The sequence below is a fragment of the Acidimicrobiales bacterium genome (genome assembly GCA_040219515.1).
In the GTDB taxonomy this organism is placed as follows: Bacteria; Actinomycetota; Acidimicrobiia; order Acidimicrobiales; family Aldehydirespiratoraceae; genus JAJRXC01.
In genome coordinates this window covers 163,366-178,824 of sequence record JAVJSI010000011.1, presented here as the reverse complement: position 1 = coordinate 178,824, position 15,459 = coordinate 163,366, and the positions used below count along the sequence as shown (strand labels likewise).

The following is a 15,459-nucleotide window of genomic DNA, read 5'->3' as shown; positions in this document are numbered from 1 at the left end:
GGGCCGACCTGAGCGTCAGATCGAGGGATTCTCGTCGCGGCGGCGAACCTGGGGGTGAGGAAGGAACACCGGTGCCTCGGGGTGGGTGGCCTCACGGTGGACGAGGTAGTCGACCAGCTTCTCGTAGGGACCCTCGCCCACGAGCTCGACGATCTCGTCGCGCAACGACCGCCAGACCGGCCGATCCTCGTTGAACGCGAGCGGATCGTCGGTGCACCACCAGGCGAACTCCGCTCCGCCTTCGCCCCAGTCACGGCGTTTCCACTCGCGCAACAGGTACGTCGTGTGGTCGTTCTGGTCGGTCCACTCGTCGAAGCGAAGTGGCAGCTGCCAACAGACCTGCGGTTTCCAGTCGAGGGGGCGTTCGTCACGAGCCACGGCCGCCTGATGGAACGCACACCCCGCACCGTTGGCGAAACCGGGCCGATTCAGGAAGATGCAGGCGTCGTCGACGGTCTGGGTGACCCAGTCGCCGTCGTCGTTCTTCACCAGCGGGCCGCCCATCTCCTCGGCCCGATCTCGCAGTTCCCACTCGTCGGGACCGAGCTCGGCCGCCCGGGCCAGGGTGGCCTGACGATCGGCCTTGTCGACGAAATGAGCACCATAGGTACAGCAGCCGTGCTCGTATTCGGGGGCGAGTTCGGTGAACACCCCGGGACAGCCTCGACCGTAGATGCAGCCGTAGTTGCTCATCATGAAGGTGACGTCGAACTGCCAGCTGTTGCCGTCGTCGTCAGTGAAGGTCACCCACTCGTGGAGTTCGGCCGCGTCCATTGTGCGACGGTAGCCCCGGCATCTGCCGATACGGTCTCCGGCGTGGCAGGAGAATTCGACGAGATCCGGAGTCGGCTCGAGATGATCGCCGAGGAGCTGGCCGACCTGGCCATTCAGCGGCTGCGCGAGTCGATCGACGCGGGGGGCCAGGAGCTGCCGGTCGACGAGAAGCGCCTGACCCGCGCTCGGCGGGCAGTGGAGAAGGCGATCCATCTCCTCGACGAACCGAACGACGATCCTTTCGCCTAGTTCGCCCGCTCAGGTGGCATCGTTGAGGGCGTCGATCATTCGACGCACCCCGGCCCAACTCCGTCGATCGAAACGAAAGGCGATGCGGTGGAGTTCGATGTGGTCGGCGTCTCGAACCTCGGCCTCGGTGGGATCGATGCGCTCGATCTCGCCCTTCGCCACGACATGTCCGAAGTCCTCGTTGAGACGGGCGAGTTCCTCGTCGCCGATCTCGCGCTGCAGCCGGAGCACCAGGCGCGAGCCGACGAACCGGATCGAGTGATACGTCCGGTAGAACCGGCAGATCTCCTCGACGGCGGCGTCGATCGAGTCGGTCACCATCACGAGGGACAGGTCGTCGGGTGCGATCAACCCGTTGTCACGGAGCTCGATCTCGACGAACTCCTTCCAGAGCTTCCAGTACGTGCCGCCCGGAGGGTCGAGCAGGACGATGGGCGCGGGCACGGATTTGCCCGTCTGGATGAGGGTGAGCAACTCGAACGCCTCGTCCATCGTGCCGAATCCGCCCGGCAGCATCACGTAGCCGTGCGACTCCTTGACGAACATCACCTTGCGGGTGAAGAAGTACTTGAAGTTGATGAGCTTCGGGTCGTCGAGGATGACCTTGTTGGCCATCGCCTCGAACGGGAGGACGATGTTGACACCGAAGCTCATCTCGGCCCCGGCCCCTTCGTGGGCCGCCTCCATGATCCCGGGTCCGGCGCCGGTGATGACCATCCAGTCGTGCGCGGTGATGGCCTGGGCGAAGTCGTGGGCCGCGACGTAGGCGGGGTCGCCGACCTCGGTGCGGGCACTCCCGTAGACCGTGCACTTGCGGATGCCGTCGTAGGGTGCGAACACGCCGAACGAGTAGCGGAACTCCTTCACGGCAGCGGACACCATCTTCAGCTCGCCGCGGTCCACGTCCTCGCGGGAGAGCCGGAGGGCCGAGACCATGAGTTCGAACACGTACTCGTGGTCGGCCGGATCGACCTTCTCGAGCAGTTTCAGGAGCTCCTGGTCGAGCTCGTCGTCGCCCGTTCGGTAGCGGGAGGGGAATTCGGTCACCGTCCGAAGCTAGCGCTCAGCTGGTGCGTAGCTCGCGACGCACCACGAGCTTGAGGCCGGACCAGTCGTCGTCGACCGCGCAGACCTTCACGTCGACGAGTCCATCGGGCAGCACGACCTCTCTGACCTGGTCTTCTGTGAGGTCGACGAACAACGGACTGGATTTCTTGGGCCAGCAGATCCACACCGATCGGTCAGGGAACGCGAGTGTCCAGAGCTGACGGCGACGACGGTCGAGGGCGCGACGGGTGGTGCAGAAGACGAGGCTGACATCGGGGGTGCCACGAGCGGAGTTGCGTACCACGACGTCTTCCGGCAGGGGCGCGAGGAGCTCGGCCAGATGGGTCGGTGCGTCGAGCGCCGCGACGGTGTGCCCGTCCTTGATCCCGAGCTTCTTCGCCAGGGGCGTTCCGCTGTAGCCGGCCGAAGCCATGGCGCCATCGTAGACGCCGTCCGTCGAGCCGTCGTTCGCCCGCCTGGTACGGTCGTTGGCATGACCTTTCGAGTGCGAGTCCTCAGATTCGTGAAACGACTGCTCAACGTGGGCGGCAAGGGTCAGCCGATCGGCTCGCGACGGGCGGTCAGCACTGCCAATGAGGCCACCGCCGGCCACGCCGAGTTCCGAGCCCATGCCGAAACGGGTAGTGGCGGCCTGACCGGGCTCTAGGCGCCGGCCACCGGGATGACCGTGCGGGTCCGCCGTGTGGTCGCCAGGGGCAACACATCGAAGTCCGGTCGTCCGTAGAGCGTGGTGCGCTGCACCAGACGGCGGCCGAGCGGCTCGACCACCCGCCGGAAGTCCTCGGCGGTGACGCCGGTGCCGTGATCGGCACCGGCGGCGCGCGAGATGTTCTCGTCGATCAGAGTGCCGCCGAGATCGTTGGCGCCCGCCTGCAGCAGCTGGGTGATCGAGCCGAAGCCGAGTTTCACCCAGGAACCCTGGATGTTGTCGATACGACCGCGATAGGCGATACGGGCAACGGCGTGCATCAGCAGTACCTCGCGCCACGTGGGACCCCGACGGGCCATCTTTCGCAGGTAGATGGGTGACGCCATGTGCACGAACGGGAGACCCACGAACTCGGTGAACCCTCCTGTCTCCTCCTGGAGCGCACGGGTTCGCAGGATGTGGTGGACCCAGTGCTCGGGCCGCTCCATCGAGCCGAACATGATCGTGACGTTGGACCCGAGCCCGACCGAATGGGCCACACGATGCGCTTCGAGCCATTCGTCGGTGTCGATCTTGTCGGGGCACAGGGTCTCACGAACCTCGTCGACGAGGATCTCCGCGGCGGTACCCGGCAGCGAACGCTGACCGGCGTCCCGGAGGCGGGAGAGATAGTCGACCAGGGGCTCTCCGTTGCGCTTGGCGCCCTCGGTCACTTCGAGGGCCGTGAACCCGTGGATGTGCATCCCGGGCACGGCGGCATGGACGGCCTTGGCGACGTCGATGTAGTAGTCGCCGTCGAAATCGGGATGGATACCGCCCTGGAGGCACACCTCGGTCGCGCCGAGTTCGGCGGCTTCGATGACACGCTCGGCGATGTCGTCGAGCGTGAGCAGATACGGCGTGCCCCGCAGGTTGAGCGACAGCGGGCCCTTCGAGAAGCCGCAGAAACGGCACTTGAACGTGCACACGTTGGTGTAGTTGATGTTGCGATTCGCCACCCAGGTGACGTCGTCGCCGACGATCTCGGACCGGAGCTGATCGGCCACCGCGGCGACCGCGGCGACCTCGGGCCCCCGGGCTCGGAACAGCGTCAGGATTTCGTCGAAACCCACATCCTGACCAGCGGAAACACCCTGGAGCACCTCGTCCACGGCACCCTTCGCAGCATTCGGGGCGAGACCGGGGACGAGCACCTGCGGATCGCCGCCGGCGCCGACGTACCACTGGGTCGACACGGTGCCGACGAGATCGAACTCGGCGCCGTCGCCCACCTTGGCCTTCTCCATGGTGCGTTCGGGCCAGACCGAGCCCGGGTCGTCGCGGGCGAACCCGTCGCTGTCGGAGCGATCCATGACCGCGAAGCGGAGCCCTTCGTCGATCCAGTTGTCGGGATCGCACACGTAGCGCGGATGGGCGGTGAGCCGCGGCGCGAGCATGTGGCCGTGGGCCTCGGTCACCTCGCGCAGCCGGTCGAGATCGGGCCAGGGGCGTTCGGGGTTCACATGGTCGGCGGTGACGGGGGAGACACCGCCCCAGTCGCTGACCCCGGCCTCGAGGAGATCGCCGAACTCGTCGGACAGGTTGGGTGGGGCCTGGACGTGCACCTCGGGGGGAAGGATCAGGCGGGCGAGGGCGATGGCCTCGAGATAGTCCGGTCGGGGGCAGGCCGGCGCCTGGTGCATCGCCGTGCCCTCCTTGGGCAGGAAGTTCTGCACGATCACTTCCTGCACGTGGCCATGGCGGGCGTGCGAGGCGGCGATGGCCTCGAGCGCCTCGACTCGGTCTTCGCGGTTCTCACCGATGCCGACGAGAATGCCGGTGGTGTAGGGGATCTTCTGCTCGCCGGCCCACTCGAGGGTGTCGAGACGGCGCTGCGGCACCTTGTCGGGGGCTCCCCGGTGGCAGTCGAGATCGTCGCGCAGCGACTCGATCATCATTCCCTGGCTGGGCGACACCTCGCGGAGGCGGGCGAGCTCGTCGGCGTACATCGCCCCGGTGTTGGCATGGGGGAGCAGGCCGGTCTCGTCGAGGACGAGCCGGGCCATGGCGACCACGTAGTCGACCGTGGTGTCGTAGCCGTGCCGTTGGAGCCAGTCCCTGGCCACCGGGTAGCGCTTCTCGGGACGTTCCCCGAGGGTGAACAACGCCTCGTGACAGCCCATCTCGGCCCCCCGCCGGGCGATGTCGAGCACCTGCTCGGGTTCGAGGTAGGGGGCGTCCAGGCGGGCCGGCGGCTGGGCGAACGTGCAGTACCCGCACTTGTCCTGACACAGCATCGTGAGCGGGATGAACACCTTGGGGGAGAAGGTGATCAGCGTGCCGTGAACGCCGTCTCGCACGATGCGGGCCTGCGCCATAAGCGTGTCGAGGGGGAGCGCCAGAAGGTCAGGACGCGGCATTGATCGTCTCCTCGGTGGTCTGGCGGCCGGGACCCGGCCGTGACGAGATCTCGGTGGGGGAGACGGGCGAATTACAGCTGGTGCACCACGGCTGAAGCTCGAGGCGCGTGCCGCAGTCGTCGTGCACCAGCTCGGTCGGGGCACCGTCGTCGCCGCACCAGGCGTCGCCCCACCGCATCAGCGCGAGGAGCGCGGGGGAGAGGGCCCGCCCCTTGTCCGTCAGGCGGTACTCGTGGCGCACCGGACGGTCCTGGTACGGGACCTTCTCGACCACGCCGGCCTCGACCAGCGCGGCAAGGCGGTCGGTCAGCAGGTTCTTGGCGATGCCGAGATCGTTCTGGATCCGGGAGAACCGGCGCACACCCCGAAACACGTCCCGCAGGATCAGCAGCGTCCATCGATCGCCGATCACATCCAGCGTGCGCTGGATGGAACAGTCATGTGCCCCGAGAGGCGGGGACGGTGGGCGGAGGCGAGGAGACATGGCCCACGGACTCTAGATTCAGTGGGTTGCGATTCGCAACCAACCCCCGGGTCAGTACGTGAACACGTGGGTCGCGTTCCAGCCGCCCCCGTCGGTGCGCCAGAAGCCCACCCCGATCGACGAGTAGTCCGGGTTCATCATGTTGGCGAGGTGCGGCGGGCTGTTCACCCACATGCCGTGCATCTTGTCGGCAGCGTCGCCGGGTCCGGCCGAACCGGCACTCCACCACGCGATGTTCTCGCCGTAGGGGAGCGAGCTGTGCTCGAAGACGCCGGTGCGATCCATCGTGGCCGACCAATCACGGGCTTCGGCGTCCATCGCCGGCACGCGGATCAGCGGAGCGAGGCCGCCATCGACCCGGAGCTGGTTGATCAGCTCGAACGAGTACGCCTCGGCAGCAACCAGCTCGGGGACCTCGGCGGCCTCGGTGCACACACCGGCTTCGGCCACCGTCACCGTCGGGCTTCCGGCCGCTCGATGGAGAAAGGCCGCGACCTCGCCGCGGGTCACCGGTCGATCAGGCGAGAACGAGGTGGGCGACGTGCCGGTGGTGATCCCCTCGGCGACCATCCAACCGACGGCATCGGCGTAGAAGTCGCCGGTGTCCACATCGTCGAAGAACTCGGCCCCGCTCGAGGGTGAGCCCGCAGCCCGGTGGAGGAAGGTGGCCAGTTCGCCACGGGTGACCGGCCGCTCGGGGGAGAAGGTGCTCGGCGTCGTGCCCGTGGTGATGCCCGCGGCGACCATCCAACCGACCGCGTCGGCGTAGAAGGCCTGGTCGGCGACGTCGCGAAAGCCCGAGCGGGCGGCGGGCGGCCGGTCGGCCACACGGTGGATGAACGTCGCCACCTGACCCCGGCTCGTGGCCACGTCGGGAGAGAAGCAACCGGGCGCGGTACCGCCGGTGATGTCGTTGTCGACCATCCACTGCACGGCTTCGGCGTAGTAGTCATCACCGGCGATGTCACCGAACCCGGCGACCGATGCCTGCGAGTCGGTCGACAGCAGAAGAATGACGACCGTGGAGATGGCGGCGCAGGCGGTCGGGAATGTGCGGCGCATGGATCACCCTCTGGTCGCGCGGGACGTCCATTCGGTGTCGACGGCCGGGGCCCGTTGCTTGATAGTTCGCGCCGGCCCCGAGGGAAATTGGGCCGATCGACCTATGTCGAGGTCGGGTCGTCGAGATCACCGGCGGCGGCCAGCGCGCCGGCGAGGAACGCCGCCCGCTCGTAGACCATCGAGAACCAGTGTTCGGCCGGCGTTTCGTTGCCGGTCAGGGGCGGACGACCGAGTGAATGCAGCACGGCCCGGACGTCGGGTGAGTGCTGGAGCCCGTCGATGCGGTCGGGGAGCCGTTCCGGGTTGCCCCAGAACTCCTCCGGGTCGACCTTCGGCGCGGCGTTCTTCTGTCCGCCCTGGTTCTTCTGTTGGGGCGAGCCGCCCCGCGATCGCGACCGGTTGCGCTTCCGGCGAGGCTGGTTGCGTTCGTTCACGAGCCGACCTCCGCGGGCAGCGATTCCTCGGCCAGTTCCTCGTCGACGTCGAGCAACAGCGAGGCATCGATACCCAGGGCCATCTGGAGTTGGCTCGCATCGAGATCGGCGATCGAGCTCGACTTCGGCAGCGTGAGGTTGGCGATCTGGCGCTTGCCGGCCACCACTTCCTCGACCCGCTCGTCGATGGTGCCCGGGCACACCAGGCGATGACAGATGACGGTGTTCTCCTGGCCGATGCGCCACACCCGGTCGCGAGCCTGATCTTCCACCGCAGGGTTCCACCAGCGGTCGTAGAGCACGACGTGATTCGCGGCGGTGAGGTTGAGGCCGGTGCCGCCCGCCTTCAGCGACAGCACCATCGCGCCCGCGCCGGGGGCCTTCTGGAACTCGTCGACCAGCTGGTCACGAGCGCTGCGGCCGAGGCCGCCGTGATAGCACTCGATCTTCTTGCCCGTGCGTTCGCTGAGGTAGTCGGCCAGCGTCACGCCCCAGGTGGCGAAGTGGGTGAAGACCAGGACCTTCTCGTTGGCCGCGAACACGTTCTCGATGATCTCGTTGAGTCGCACGAGCTTGCCGGAGCGACCCTCGATGCCGCGGTCGTCGGCCTGATAGTTCACCGGGTGGTTGCAGATCTGCTTGAGAGCGGTGATCGCGGCGAGCACCGCGCCCTTCCGCTCGGGCGTGCCCGGCTCCTTCTGCTGACTGTCGGCGATGAGGGTGTCGATGACCGCCTGGTACAGGCCGATCTGCTCGGGGGTCATGGCGCAGTGCTCGAGTTCGTCGATGCGGTCGGGCAGTTCGGCCGCGATGGCCGGCTCCGACTTGGTGCGGCGGTACACGAGGATGCCGTTGAGCGCTCGCAGGGCCTGCTCGCCGTCGTTGGATGCCTGGCCGTTCAGCTTCTCGGGGGTGAGCTGCGACACGAAGGCCGCGCGAGGGCCGAGCAGGCCCGGGTTGGCCCAGTCCATGATGGCCCAGAGGTCGCCGAGGCCGTTCTCGATCGGCGTGCCCGTGAGGGCGATGCGGGTGTGGGCATCGAGCCGACGGAGTTCCTTGCTGGTCTCCGCCGCCGGGTTCTTGATGGCCTGGGCCTCGTCGATGACGACCTTGCCCCACTGGTACTCGCTCAGCTGGTCCATGTCGCGAACGGCCGTGCCGTAGGTGGTGATCACCAGGTCGGCCTTTCGGATCGCCGTGCCGAGGGACGGCCCCTTGGCGCGGTTGGCGCCGTGGTGCACGAGGACCTTCAGGTCGGGAACGAACTTTCGTGCCTCGCTGGCCCAGTTGCCGACCACGGCGGGGGGCGCGATCACCAGGCCGGTGCCGAGGTCGCGGTTGGCGTAGATGTTCGCCAGGGTCGTCGGGGTCTTGCCGAGGCCCATGTCGAGGGCCAGACAACCACCCAGTCCGGCGTCGCCGAGGAAATTCAGCCAGGCGAGGGCGTCGGCCTGATAGCTCCGCAGCTCGCCCTCGAAGCCGTCGGGCGTGGTCTCGGGCGACTCGGGCAGCGATTCGACGCTGCGGAGGAGCTCGGCCGCCCACCCCTCGCCCACGATGCTGACGCCACCGGCGAGGGGCGAACCCTCGAGTCCCAGGGCATGGCGGAGCATGTCGGCGCCCGTGAGCCGGGTCTTGTCGGCCCGCTCCGCGAGCGCGGCGGCGGCTTCGACCAGGTCGGCCTTGTCGAGCTCGACCCACTGGCCGCGTGACTTCACCAGCGGGCGGGCCTCGGCGGCGAGACGGGCGATGTCGGCCGCCGAGAGCTCGACCTCGTCGAACACCGCCGACCACCGCACGTCGGCCAGCTGCTGCGCGCCGACGACACTGTCCTCGGCCTCGGAGGTGAGACGGAGCGATGCCGTCGCCTTCTGCCGTCGGAGTTCGGGAACCCGCACGTCGAATCCGGCGGCCCGGAGGATGTCACCCGATGTCGTCATCAGGTTCCAGGCCTCGTCCTGGGAGAGGATGACCTCGCCGCGACGACGCCCGCCGAGCCGCAGGAGCTCGGGGAACAGGCGTTCGAGGCGGGCCAGCTGCGCGGCGGTCTGCTTCGCCCGGGTCTTGCTGCCGGTCGTGACGGCGACCTCGACCGGTTCGAGATTGCCTTCCTCGGAGGGCGCCAGCACAGCGACGTGCCACGCACCGGCCGGATCGGGCGGATCGAGCTGCACCACGAGCCGCCGACCGGTGGCCCCGAGAACGGGCTGTGCCCATTGACTCATCCGGCGGACGAGCTCGCCCCCGGCCTTGGTCGGTGCCACGAACGGTTCGCCGTCGAGCTGACAGAGCGCCGCCTCGGCCACGTCCTGCTTCGTGGAGATCTTCGGGGGAAGCGCGGGGGTCTCGAGCTGGCCCGCCGCAAACGAGACGATGGCGTCGGTGAGGTCGGTGAGCGCCGCCATCGCGAACTTGTCCTTCTCCTGCTCGCGACTACCGAGCATGGCCGCACCGGGGACCGACGCAACCAGACCATCGAGTACGTCGTCGTCGACCAGGGCCGGACTCCACCGCATCCGGAACGTGCCGGTGTCGGGGGCCGACGGATCCTTGCGCCGCCGCTTCTGCTGCACGAGCTGGGGCACGTAGCGGCCCTGCATGACCATCTCGATCGCGGCGGCCGTGGCGATGCCCATCCACGCCACGCTGGTGCCGACACGATCGTCGTCGATGGTCGATCCGAGCGGTGCGAGCCAGCCCAGCACCTTGCCGAGTGGCGCCGACACCGTGGCGACCCGGCCGTTGCCGGGGATCTTCACGGTTGCGCGCTCGTCCCAGTCGTCGACGACGCCGCCGAGATCGCGGATCCGCTGCAACACCTGTTCGTCGGATTCCGCACGCTGACCGAGGCCGGAGGCCCAGGCCACGATGCGGCCGTCGGACCGTGACAGGTGCAACTGCACGGCACCGACCGGCGTGTCGGTCGGGGTCTGCTGCGGCGACGAGCGCTGGCCCTCGGTCGGCGGTTGCAGCTCGGATTCGTCGGGCTCGCCGAGGAGCTGGGTGAGCACCTCGTCGATGCGCCAACAGTCGCGGTCGAGATCAGCCAGTACCAGGGCCCGCTCGGCCCCGCGCAGCTCGCGACGCGCGGTGGCGAGGCGCTGTTCGGACTCGTCGAGCAGACGCCAGAGACTGGCGACCCAGGCGGGCTGACGTTGTTCGAGATATGCGGTGTCCTCGGCGGTCGCACGGCCGTCGAGGTGGGCTTGGACCAGACGATCGAGCTGGCTCGATGTCAGGACGGCCCCGTCGGTGTTCGTAACTGTTCTCTCCTACGGCGGGCGGGACACGACCTCCCCTGCGGGAACGTGTCGATCCGGCGTCGCGCCTTCGTGACCCGCAGGGAGTCACGCCTGACACGACCATCCGATGTCGGCTCCGTGATCCGCATCGGACTCTGCTGGTATGCCCTTCGGCAACAACAGCCTGCACCTGAGTCTACGACAACGGGGCCGAACCCCACCCCATGGCCGGGAGGCGCAAGGAAACCGCCGGGCCGGGCTCGGCGAACCGATCCGTCAGCGCAGACCCTCGGCCTTGGTCGCGAGCGCGGTCAGCAACTCGTCGAAGCTCTTCTCGAAGGCGGCGACGCCTTCGTTCTCGAGCTGCTGGGTGACGTCGTCGAGGTCCACCCCCACCGTCGCGAGTGCCGAGATGACCTCCTGCGCGGCGCCGACGTCGGCATCCACGGTGCGGGCGATCGTGCCGTGGTCCTCGAACGCCTCGAGGGTGCTGTCGGGCAACGTGTTCACCGTGTCGGGACCGATGAGTTCGTCGACGTAGAGCGTGTCGGGGTAGTCGGGGTCCTTGGTGGAGGTCGAGGCCCACAGCGGGCGCTGCACACGTGCGCCCCGCGCCACCAGCGCGTCCCAGCGCGGACCGGAGAAGGTCTCGAGGAAACGGGCGTAGGCCAGCTGCCCGTTGGCCACTGCGGCCGTGCCCCGCAGCGCGAGGGCCTCGTGGGTGCCGATGGCCTCGAGTCGACGATCGATCTCGACGTCGAGGCGGCTGATGAAGAACGACGCCACGCTCGCGATGGCGGAGAGATCACCCTCGGCCCGTTCGAGACCGGCGAGGTAGGCCTCCATCACCTCGGCGTAGCGGTCGAGGGAGAAGATGAGGGTGACGTTGATCGAGCGACCCTCGGCGATCATCTGCTGGATCGGTGCGAGTCCCTCGGCGGTGGCGGGGATCTTGACGAAGAGGTTGGGGGCCTGCAGCTGTTCGTCGAGCGAGCGCGCCGCGGCCTCGGTGCCCGCCGAGTCTCGGGCGAGGCCTGGGTCGACCTCGACCGAGACGTAGCCATCGAGACCGTCGGACTCGTCGTGGACCGGACGAAGGATCTCGAGCGCCGAACGGATGTCGCTGGTGACCAGTCGCCAGTACGAGGCCTCGACGTCGAGCCCTTCACCCACTGCTTCGCCGAACTCGTCGTCGTACTCGGACGAACCCTGGATGGCCTTCTGGAAGATCGACGGGTTCGACGTGAGCCCACGCACCCCGCGCGCCACCCAGTTCTCGAGCTCGCCGCTGGTGATCCAGCCACGGCGAATGTTGTCGAGCCACGGGCTCTGTCCCTGCTCGGCGAAGAGATCGTGCAGGCGGGTCATGGGTCCTCCGGGACAGGTTTTCGACGAGAGGGTTTCGACGAGCGGGTGTGACGATCGGGTTCAGGGGGCGAGAAGTGCGTGGACCCGGGCCACCAGGTGATCGCTGGTCATCCCGAGTTCTGCCAACACCGTATCGCCGGGGGCCGACGCACCGAAGCGATCGATACCGACCACGTCGTCGACCCACCGGTGCCAACCCTGGGTCACGCCCGCTTCGATGGCGATCGACGGAATCGAGCGGGGGAGCACGGCGTCACGGACGTCGGCATCGGCCGCCTCGAAGAGTTCCCACGACGGCATCGACACGACCCGGGCGGCGACCCCGCCCTCGGCCAGCTTCTCGGCGGCGTCGACGCACAACGAAACCTCGGAACCGGTGCCGACCAGCGTGACCGCCGCGTCGGCCGCCTCCTGCAGCACGTAGGCACCCTGGGCGACGCCCTCGGCCGACGTGCCCTCGAGCACGGGAACGTTCTGTCGGGTGAGGACGAGGGCAGTGGGGCCCCCCGACGCAACTGCCACCCGCCATGCCGCAGCGGTCTCGTTGGCATCGGCCGGTCGGATCACCCGCAGGTCGGGGATGGCCCGCAGCGAGGCGAGGTGTTCGACCGGCTGGTGTGTGGGCCCGTCCTCGCCCACGCCGACCGAGTCGTGGCTCCAGACGAAGATCGTGTGGGCCGAGGACAGTGCGGCGAGACGAACCGCGCCGCGCATGTAGTCGGCGAACACGAGGAAGGTGCCGACCACCGGAATCGCCCCGCCGTGCAGCGCCATGCCGTTGGCGATGGCGCCCATCGCGTGCTCCCGAACCCCGAAGTAGATCTGGCGGCCGCCCGGGTCGGCCGCCGAGAAGACGCCTTCGTCCTTGATGACGGTGCCGGTGTTGCCGGTGAGGTCGGCGCCGCCGCCGGTGAGACCCGGCACGAGCGGCACCAGCGCCTGCAGCACGGCATTCGACGCCTTGCGGGTGGCGATCGAGTCACCCACGTCGAACGTGGGCAGCGCATCCTCCCAGCCGGGAAGGCCGGTGCCGCTGAGTTGCGCCTCGAGAGAGTTGCGGTCACCGTCGAACGCGGCGACACGCGACTCCCAGGCCTCGCGAGCGCTCACCCCACGGGTGCCTCGACGGCGATACTCCTCGAGGACGTCGTCGGGGACGTGGAAGGACTTGTCGGCCGGCATCCCCATCACCGTCTTCGTGGCGGCGATCTCCTCGTCGAAGATCGCGTAGCCGTGGGCATCCGGCGTGTTGGCCGACTCGGTCGCGGGCGTGGCGATGATCGTGCGGATGATGACGAGCGAGGGCTTGTCGGTGACGGCCATGGCGGCCCGCAGGCCGGCCTCGAGCGCGTCGAGATCGTCCCCGACCCCGCCCAGTTCGTGGACGTCCCACCCGTAGGCCCGGAACCGGGCGGCGGCGTCGTCGGTGAGCGCGAGCTCGGTCTCACCGTCGATCGTGATGTGGTTGTCGTCGTAGCAGAGAACGATCTTGCCCAACCCGAGGTGTCCGGCGAGCGAGGCCGCCTCGTGGCTGATGCCTTCGGACAGGTCGCCGTCGCCGCAGATGCCGAACACGTGGTGATCGACGATGTCGGCCCCGTAGCGGGAACGCAGCTGGGCTTCGGCGATGGCCATGCCGACGACGTTCGCAACACCCTGGCCGAGCGGACCGGTGGTGACCTCGACACCGGTCGTGTGGCCGACCTCGGGGTGGCCGGGCGTGTTCGATCCCCACTGACGGAACTGCTCGAGGTCCTCGATCGTCAGGCCGAAACCGGCGAGATGCAGGATCGAGTACTGCAGGATCGACGCGTGGCCGGCGGACAGGACGAAGCGGTCACGGTCGACCCAGTCGGGGCGGCCGGCGTCGTAGTCCATCACCCGCGTGAACAACACGTGGGCGAGGGGAGCGAGCGACATGGCCGTGCCCTGGTGTCCCGAGCGGGCGGCGTGCGGTGCATCCATGGCCAGCCCACGGATCGTGCTGATGGCACGCGCGTCGAAATCGGTCATTCGTCCTCCAGGTCGGGATCCTGTCGGAGACTATCCGCGCGATTCCGCCACGAACCGGCCCGACCCGGTCCGGATGTTCCTCAGCCGTAGAACAGCAGCACCGACGCGGTGAGACCGTGGACGTGGTTCCGGCCCCGAACGGGACCGATCTCGCCGGCACAGAACATGCCGGCAACGGCGCCGCCGTGGACGGCGTCGTGCACGAGTTCGGCGTCGTGGTCGGGCGTGGCGAACATCCGGGTACCCCGACCGTTGCAGGTGAACACCAGGGCAGCGTCGGCATCCACGGGCGCGAGGAGCGAACGCAGGTCATCGGATGCCGTCTCGGCGTCACGCACGTGGAACTGCAGCGTGGTGCCGACGGGCGCATGGTCGCCGATGCGCACCGCGCCGGACTCGGCGTCGGTGCCGAGCACGCCGCGGATCAAGAAGTCGCCCCGTTCGAACTGCTCGGCCTGCTCGTCGATCACCAGGCCCACATGGAGGCCGTGGGCGAGCAGAGATCGCTCGTCGTCGTCCGCATCGTCGAGCAGCGACTGCAGCCGTTCGAGCGCCGGGCGCGAGGCCAACCCCGTGACCAGGTTCCGGTCCGAAGCCGTGACGATCAGTGGATCGCCCACCGGCCGGCAGCCCTGCGACACCAGTGTTGCGTCGTCGGATCCCTCGGGGAGCAGAATGGCGACGGCACCGTCGGAGTGCACCTCGCCCTGCACCACGAGCCGGTTGGCACCCGGTCCGCCGGCCGAGGCCATTCCGCCGACGACGGAGAGGTTCGGGTACTGCTCGTTCGTCGCCTTGACGAAGGCCTCGGTCGGAAACGACGACGGGTCGGTGAGCAGGATCAGTGTGCGACGACCGACCGCGGCGTCGTCGGGCATCCCGACCACGGCGACGCCGTCGGGGGAGTGGATCACCTCGAGGCGCACCGCCTCGGCGGGACCGGTGCGACCGGCCCACACCGACACCGCCGGCACCTCCTCGACTTCGGACGGACCGCCGATCACGCCGATGGCAGTGGTGCCGATGAGGGCGCCCGGCGCGAGAATCGCGTGCACCGCGGCCGCGAGGTCCGTCATGGCGTCGACATGCGGGCCGGTCACGAACAACAACGCGATGTCGGCACCCTGCCCGACCCGGTCGAGCACCGCCCCTGCCGCCTCGGCCACGGCATGCGCCGCGTCGGGGTGTTCGCTCACCGCCGACCCGAAGGTGGCCGCGCCGGCGGCGACCACGCTCAGCCCTCCGTGGGCGGGAGCAGCGTGTAGGGAACGGTGGTGTGCGGACCGTGACCGATGCGACACCGCGCCTCGATCGATCCATAGTCGGTGAATTCGAGCTCGGCCCGCACGAGCCGATAGGTGAACTTGCCCGGCTCGACGTCGAAGGGCTGCACGTTCCGGGCGATCTGCTCGTCGTCGCGATGGAAGGTGACCTCGAGCACGCCCTGCCCCGACGCTTCGGTGGGACAGCGCACGATGACGCACAGATGGGGCGCCCAGGTGAGCGGCACCGGCGTGGGGGCCGCTGCGCTGAACTGGATGCCCTTCAGGTCGATCCGGGTCGCCGGACCCTCGACCTGACGAAGGTCGATCTCGTCGATGAAGAGCGCCGAAACGATCTGCATGGCCGGCGCTGCGTCGGGCGAGGAGTCGGTCGTTGGAGGCATGCGCGCACGCTATCGGGGCCTGCGGTACCGATCCCACTACGCTTCGGCTCG

At 68.6% G+C, this 15,459-nt stretch carries 14 protein-coding genes; 2 read left to right on the top strand and 12 right to left on the bottom strand.

Annotation, left to right across the window (positions count from 1 at the left end; all coding sequences use genetic code 11):
- Window positions 1-15 precede the first annotated feature (15 nt).
- A complete protein-coding gene (locus RIB98_10635) occupies window positions 16-774 on the bottom strand; it encodes a hypothetical protein (protein ID MEQ8841430.1) in 759 nt (252 codons plus the stop codon).
- A 42-nt stretch (window positions 775-816) separates the two neighbouring features.
- Here RIB98_10635 and RIB98_10630 point away from each other — a divergent pair, with 42 nt between their 5' ends.
- The gene (locus RIB98_10630; protein MEQ8841429.1) at window positions 817-1,023 is read left to right on the top strand and encodes a hypothetical protein; all 207 of its coding nucleotides are present in this window, start codon (window positions 817-819) and stop codon (window positions 1,021-1,023) included.
- A 9-nt stretch (window positions 1,024-1,032) separates the two neighbouring features.
- Here the strand turns inward: RIB98_10630 and RIB98_10625 are convergent, their stop codons facing one another.
- Entirely contained in the window at window positions 1,033-2,070 is a 1,038-nt protein-coding gene (locus RIB98_10625) for an LOG family protein (GenBank protein MEQ8841428.1), read from the bottom strand.
- A gap of 16 nt (window positions 2,071-2,086) precedes the next feature.
- Window positions 2,087-2,503 carry a DUF3052 domain-containing protein gene (locus RIB98_10620; protein ID MEQ8841427.1) on the bottom strand — a complete coding sequence of 139 codons (417 nt, stop codon included), beginning with the start codon at window positions 2,501-2,503 and terminating at the stop codon, window positions 2,087-2,089.
- Window positions 2,504-2,563: 60 nt separating this feature from the next.
- Between RIB98_10620 and RIB98_10615 the strand changes: the two genes are divergently transcribed.
- The gene (locus tag RIB98_10615) at window positions 2,564-2,737 is read left to right on the top strand and encodes a hypothetical protein (GenBank protein MEQ8841426.1); all 174 of its coding nucleotides are present in this window, start codon (window positions 2,564-2,566) and stop codon (window positions 2,735-2,737) included.
- Here the strand turns inward: RIB98_10615 and cofH are convergent.
- From cofH to RIB98_10570, 9 genes are all read right to left on the bottom strand, one after another.
- On the bottom strand, window positions 2,734-5,139 hold the full coding sequence (gene cofH / locus RIB98_10610) for a 5-amino-6-(D-ribitylamino)uracil--L-tyrosine 4-hydroxyphenyl transferase CofH (protein MEQ8841425.1): 2,406 nt from the start codon (window positions 5,137-5,139) through the stop codon (window positions 2,734-2,736). The two genes, RIB98_10615 and cofH, sit on opposite strands and share 4 nt — an antisense overlap.
- Entirely contained in the window at window positions 5,126-5,623 is a 498-nt protein-coding gene (locus RIB98_10605) for a helix-turn-helix domain-containing protein (GenBank protein ID MEQ8841424.1), read from the bottom strand. Before RIB98_10605 ends, cofH begins: the two co-directional genes overlap by 14 nt.
- A gap of 51 nt (window positions 5,624-5,674) precedes the next feature.
- The gene (locus tag RIB98_10600) at window positions 5,675-6,685 is read right to left on the bottom strand and encodes an S-layer homology domain-containing protein (protein ID MEQ8841423.1); all 1,011 of its coding nucleotides are present in this window, start codon (window positions 6,683-6,685) and stop codon (window positions 5,675-5,677) included.
- A 101-nt stretch (window positions 6,686-6,786) separates the two neighbouring features.
- Entirely contained in the window at window positions 6,787-7,119 is a 333-nt protein-coding gene (locus RIB98_10595) for a hypothetical protein (GenBank protein ID MEQ8841422.1), read from the bottom strand.
- Window positions 7,116-10,130, bottom strand: coding sequence for a DEAD/DEAH box helicase (locus RIB98_10590; protein MEQ8841421.1), 3,015 nt, complete (start codon window positions 10,128-10,130; stop codon window positions 7,116-7,118). The genes RIB98_10595 and RIB98_10590 overlap by 4 nt, the downstream gene beginning before the upstream one ends.
- 507 nt (window positions 10,131-10,637) lie before the next feature.
- Window positions 10,638-11,729 (bottom strand): transaldolase, encoded by a 1,092-nt coding sequence (gene tal, locus RIB98_10585; protein ID MEQ8841420.1) that lies wholly within the window; start codon window positions 11,727-11,729, stop codon window positions 10,638-10,640.
- Between the two features lie 60 nt (window positions 11,730-11,789).
- On the bottom strand, window positions 11,790-13,742 hold the full coding sequence (gene tkt, locus RIB98_10580) for a transketolase (GenBank protein MEQ8841419.1): 1,953 nt from the start codon (window positions 13,740-13,742) through the stop codon (window positions 11,790-11,792).
- Window positions 13,743-13,822: 80 nt separating this feature from the next.
- The gene (locus RIB98_10575; protein ID MEQ8841418.1) at window positions 13,823-14,974 is read right to left on the bottom strand and encodes an FIST N-terminal domain-containing protein; all 1,152 of its coding nucleotides are present in this window, start codon (window positions 14,972-14,974) and stop codon (window positions 13,823-13,825) included.
- Window positions 14,975-14,976: 2 nt separating this feature from the next.
- The gene (locus RIB98_10570) at window positions 14,977-15,408 is read right to left on the bottom strand and encodes a hypothetical protein (protein MEQ8841417.1); all 432 of its coding nucleotides are present in this window, start codon (window positions 15,406-15,408) and stop codon (window positions 14,977-14,979) included.
- Between the last annotated feature and the right edge of the window lie 51 nt (window positions 15,409-15,459).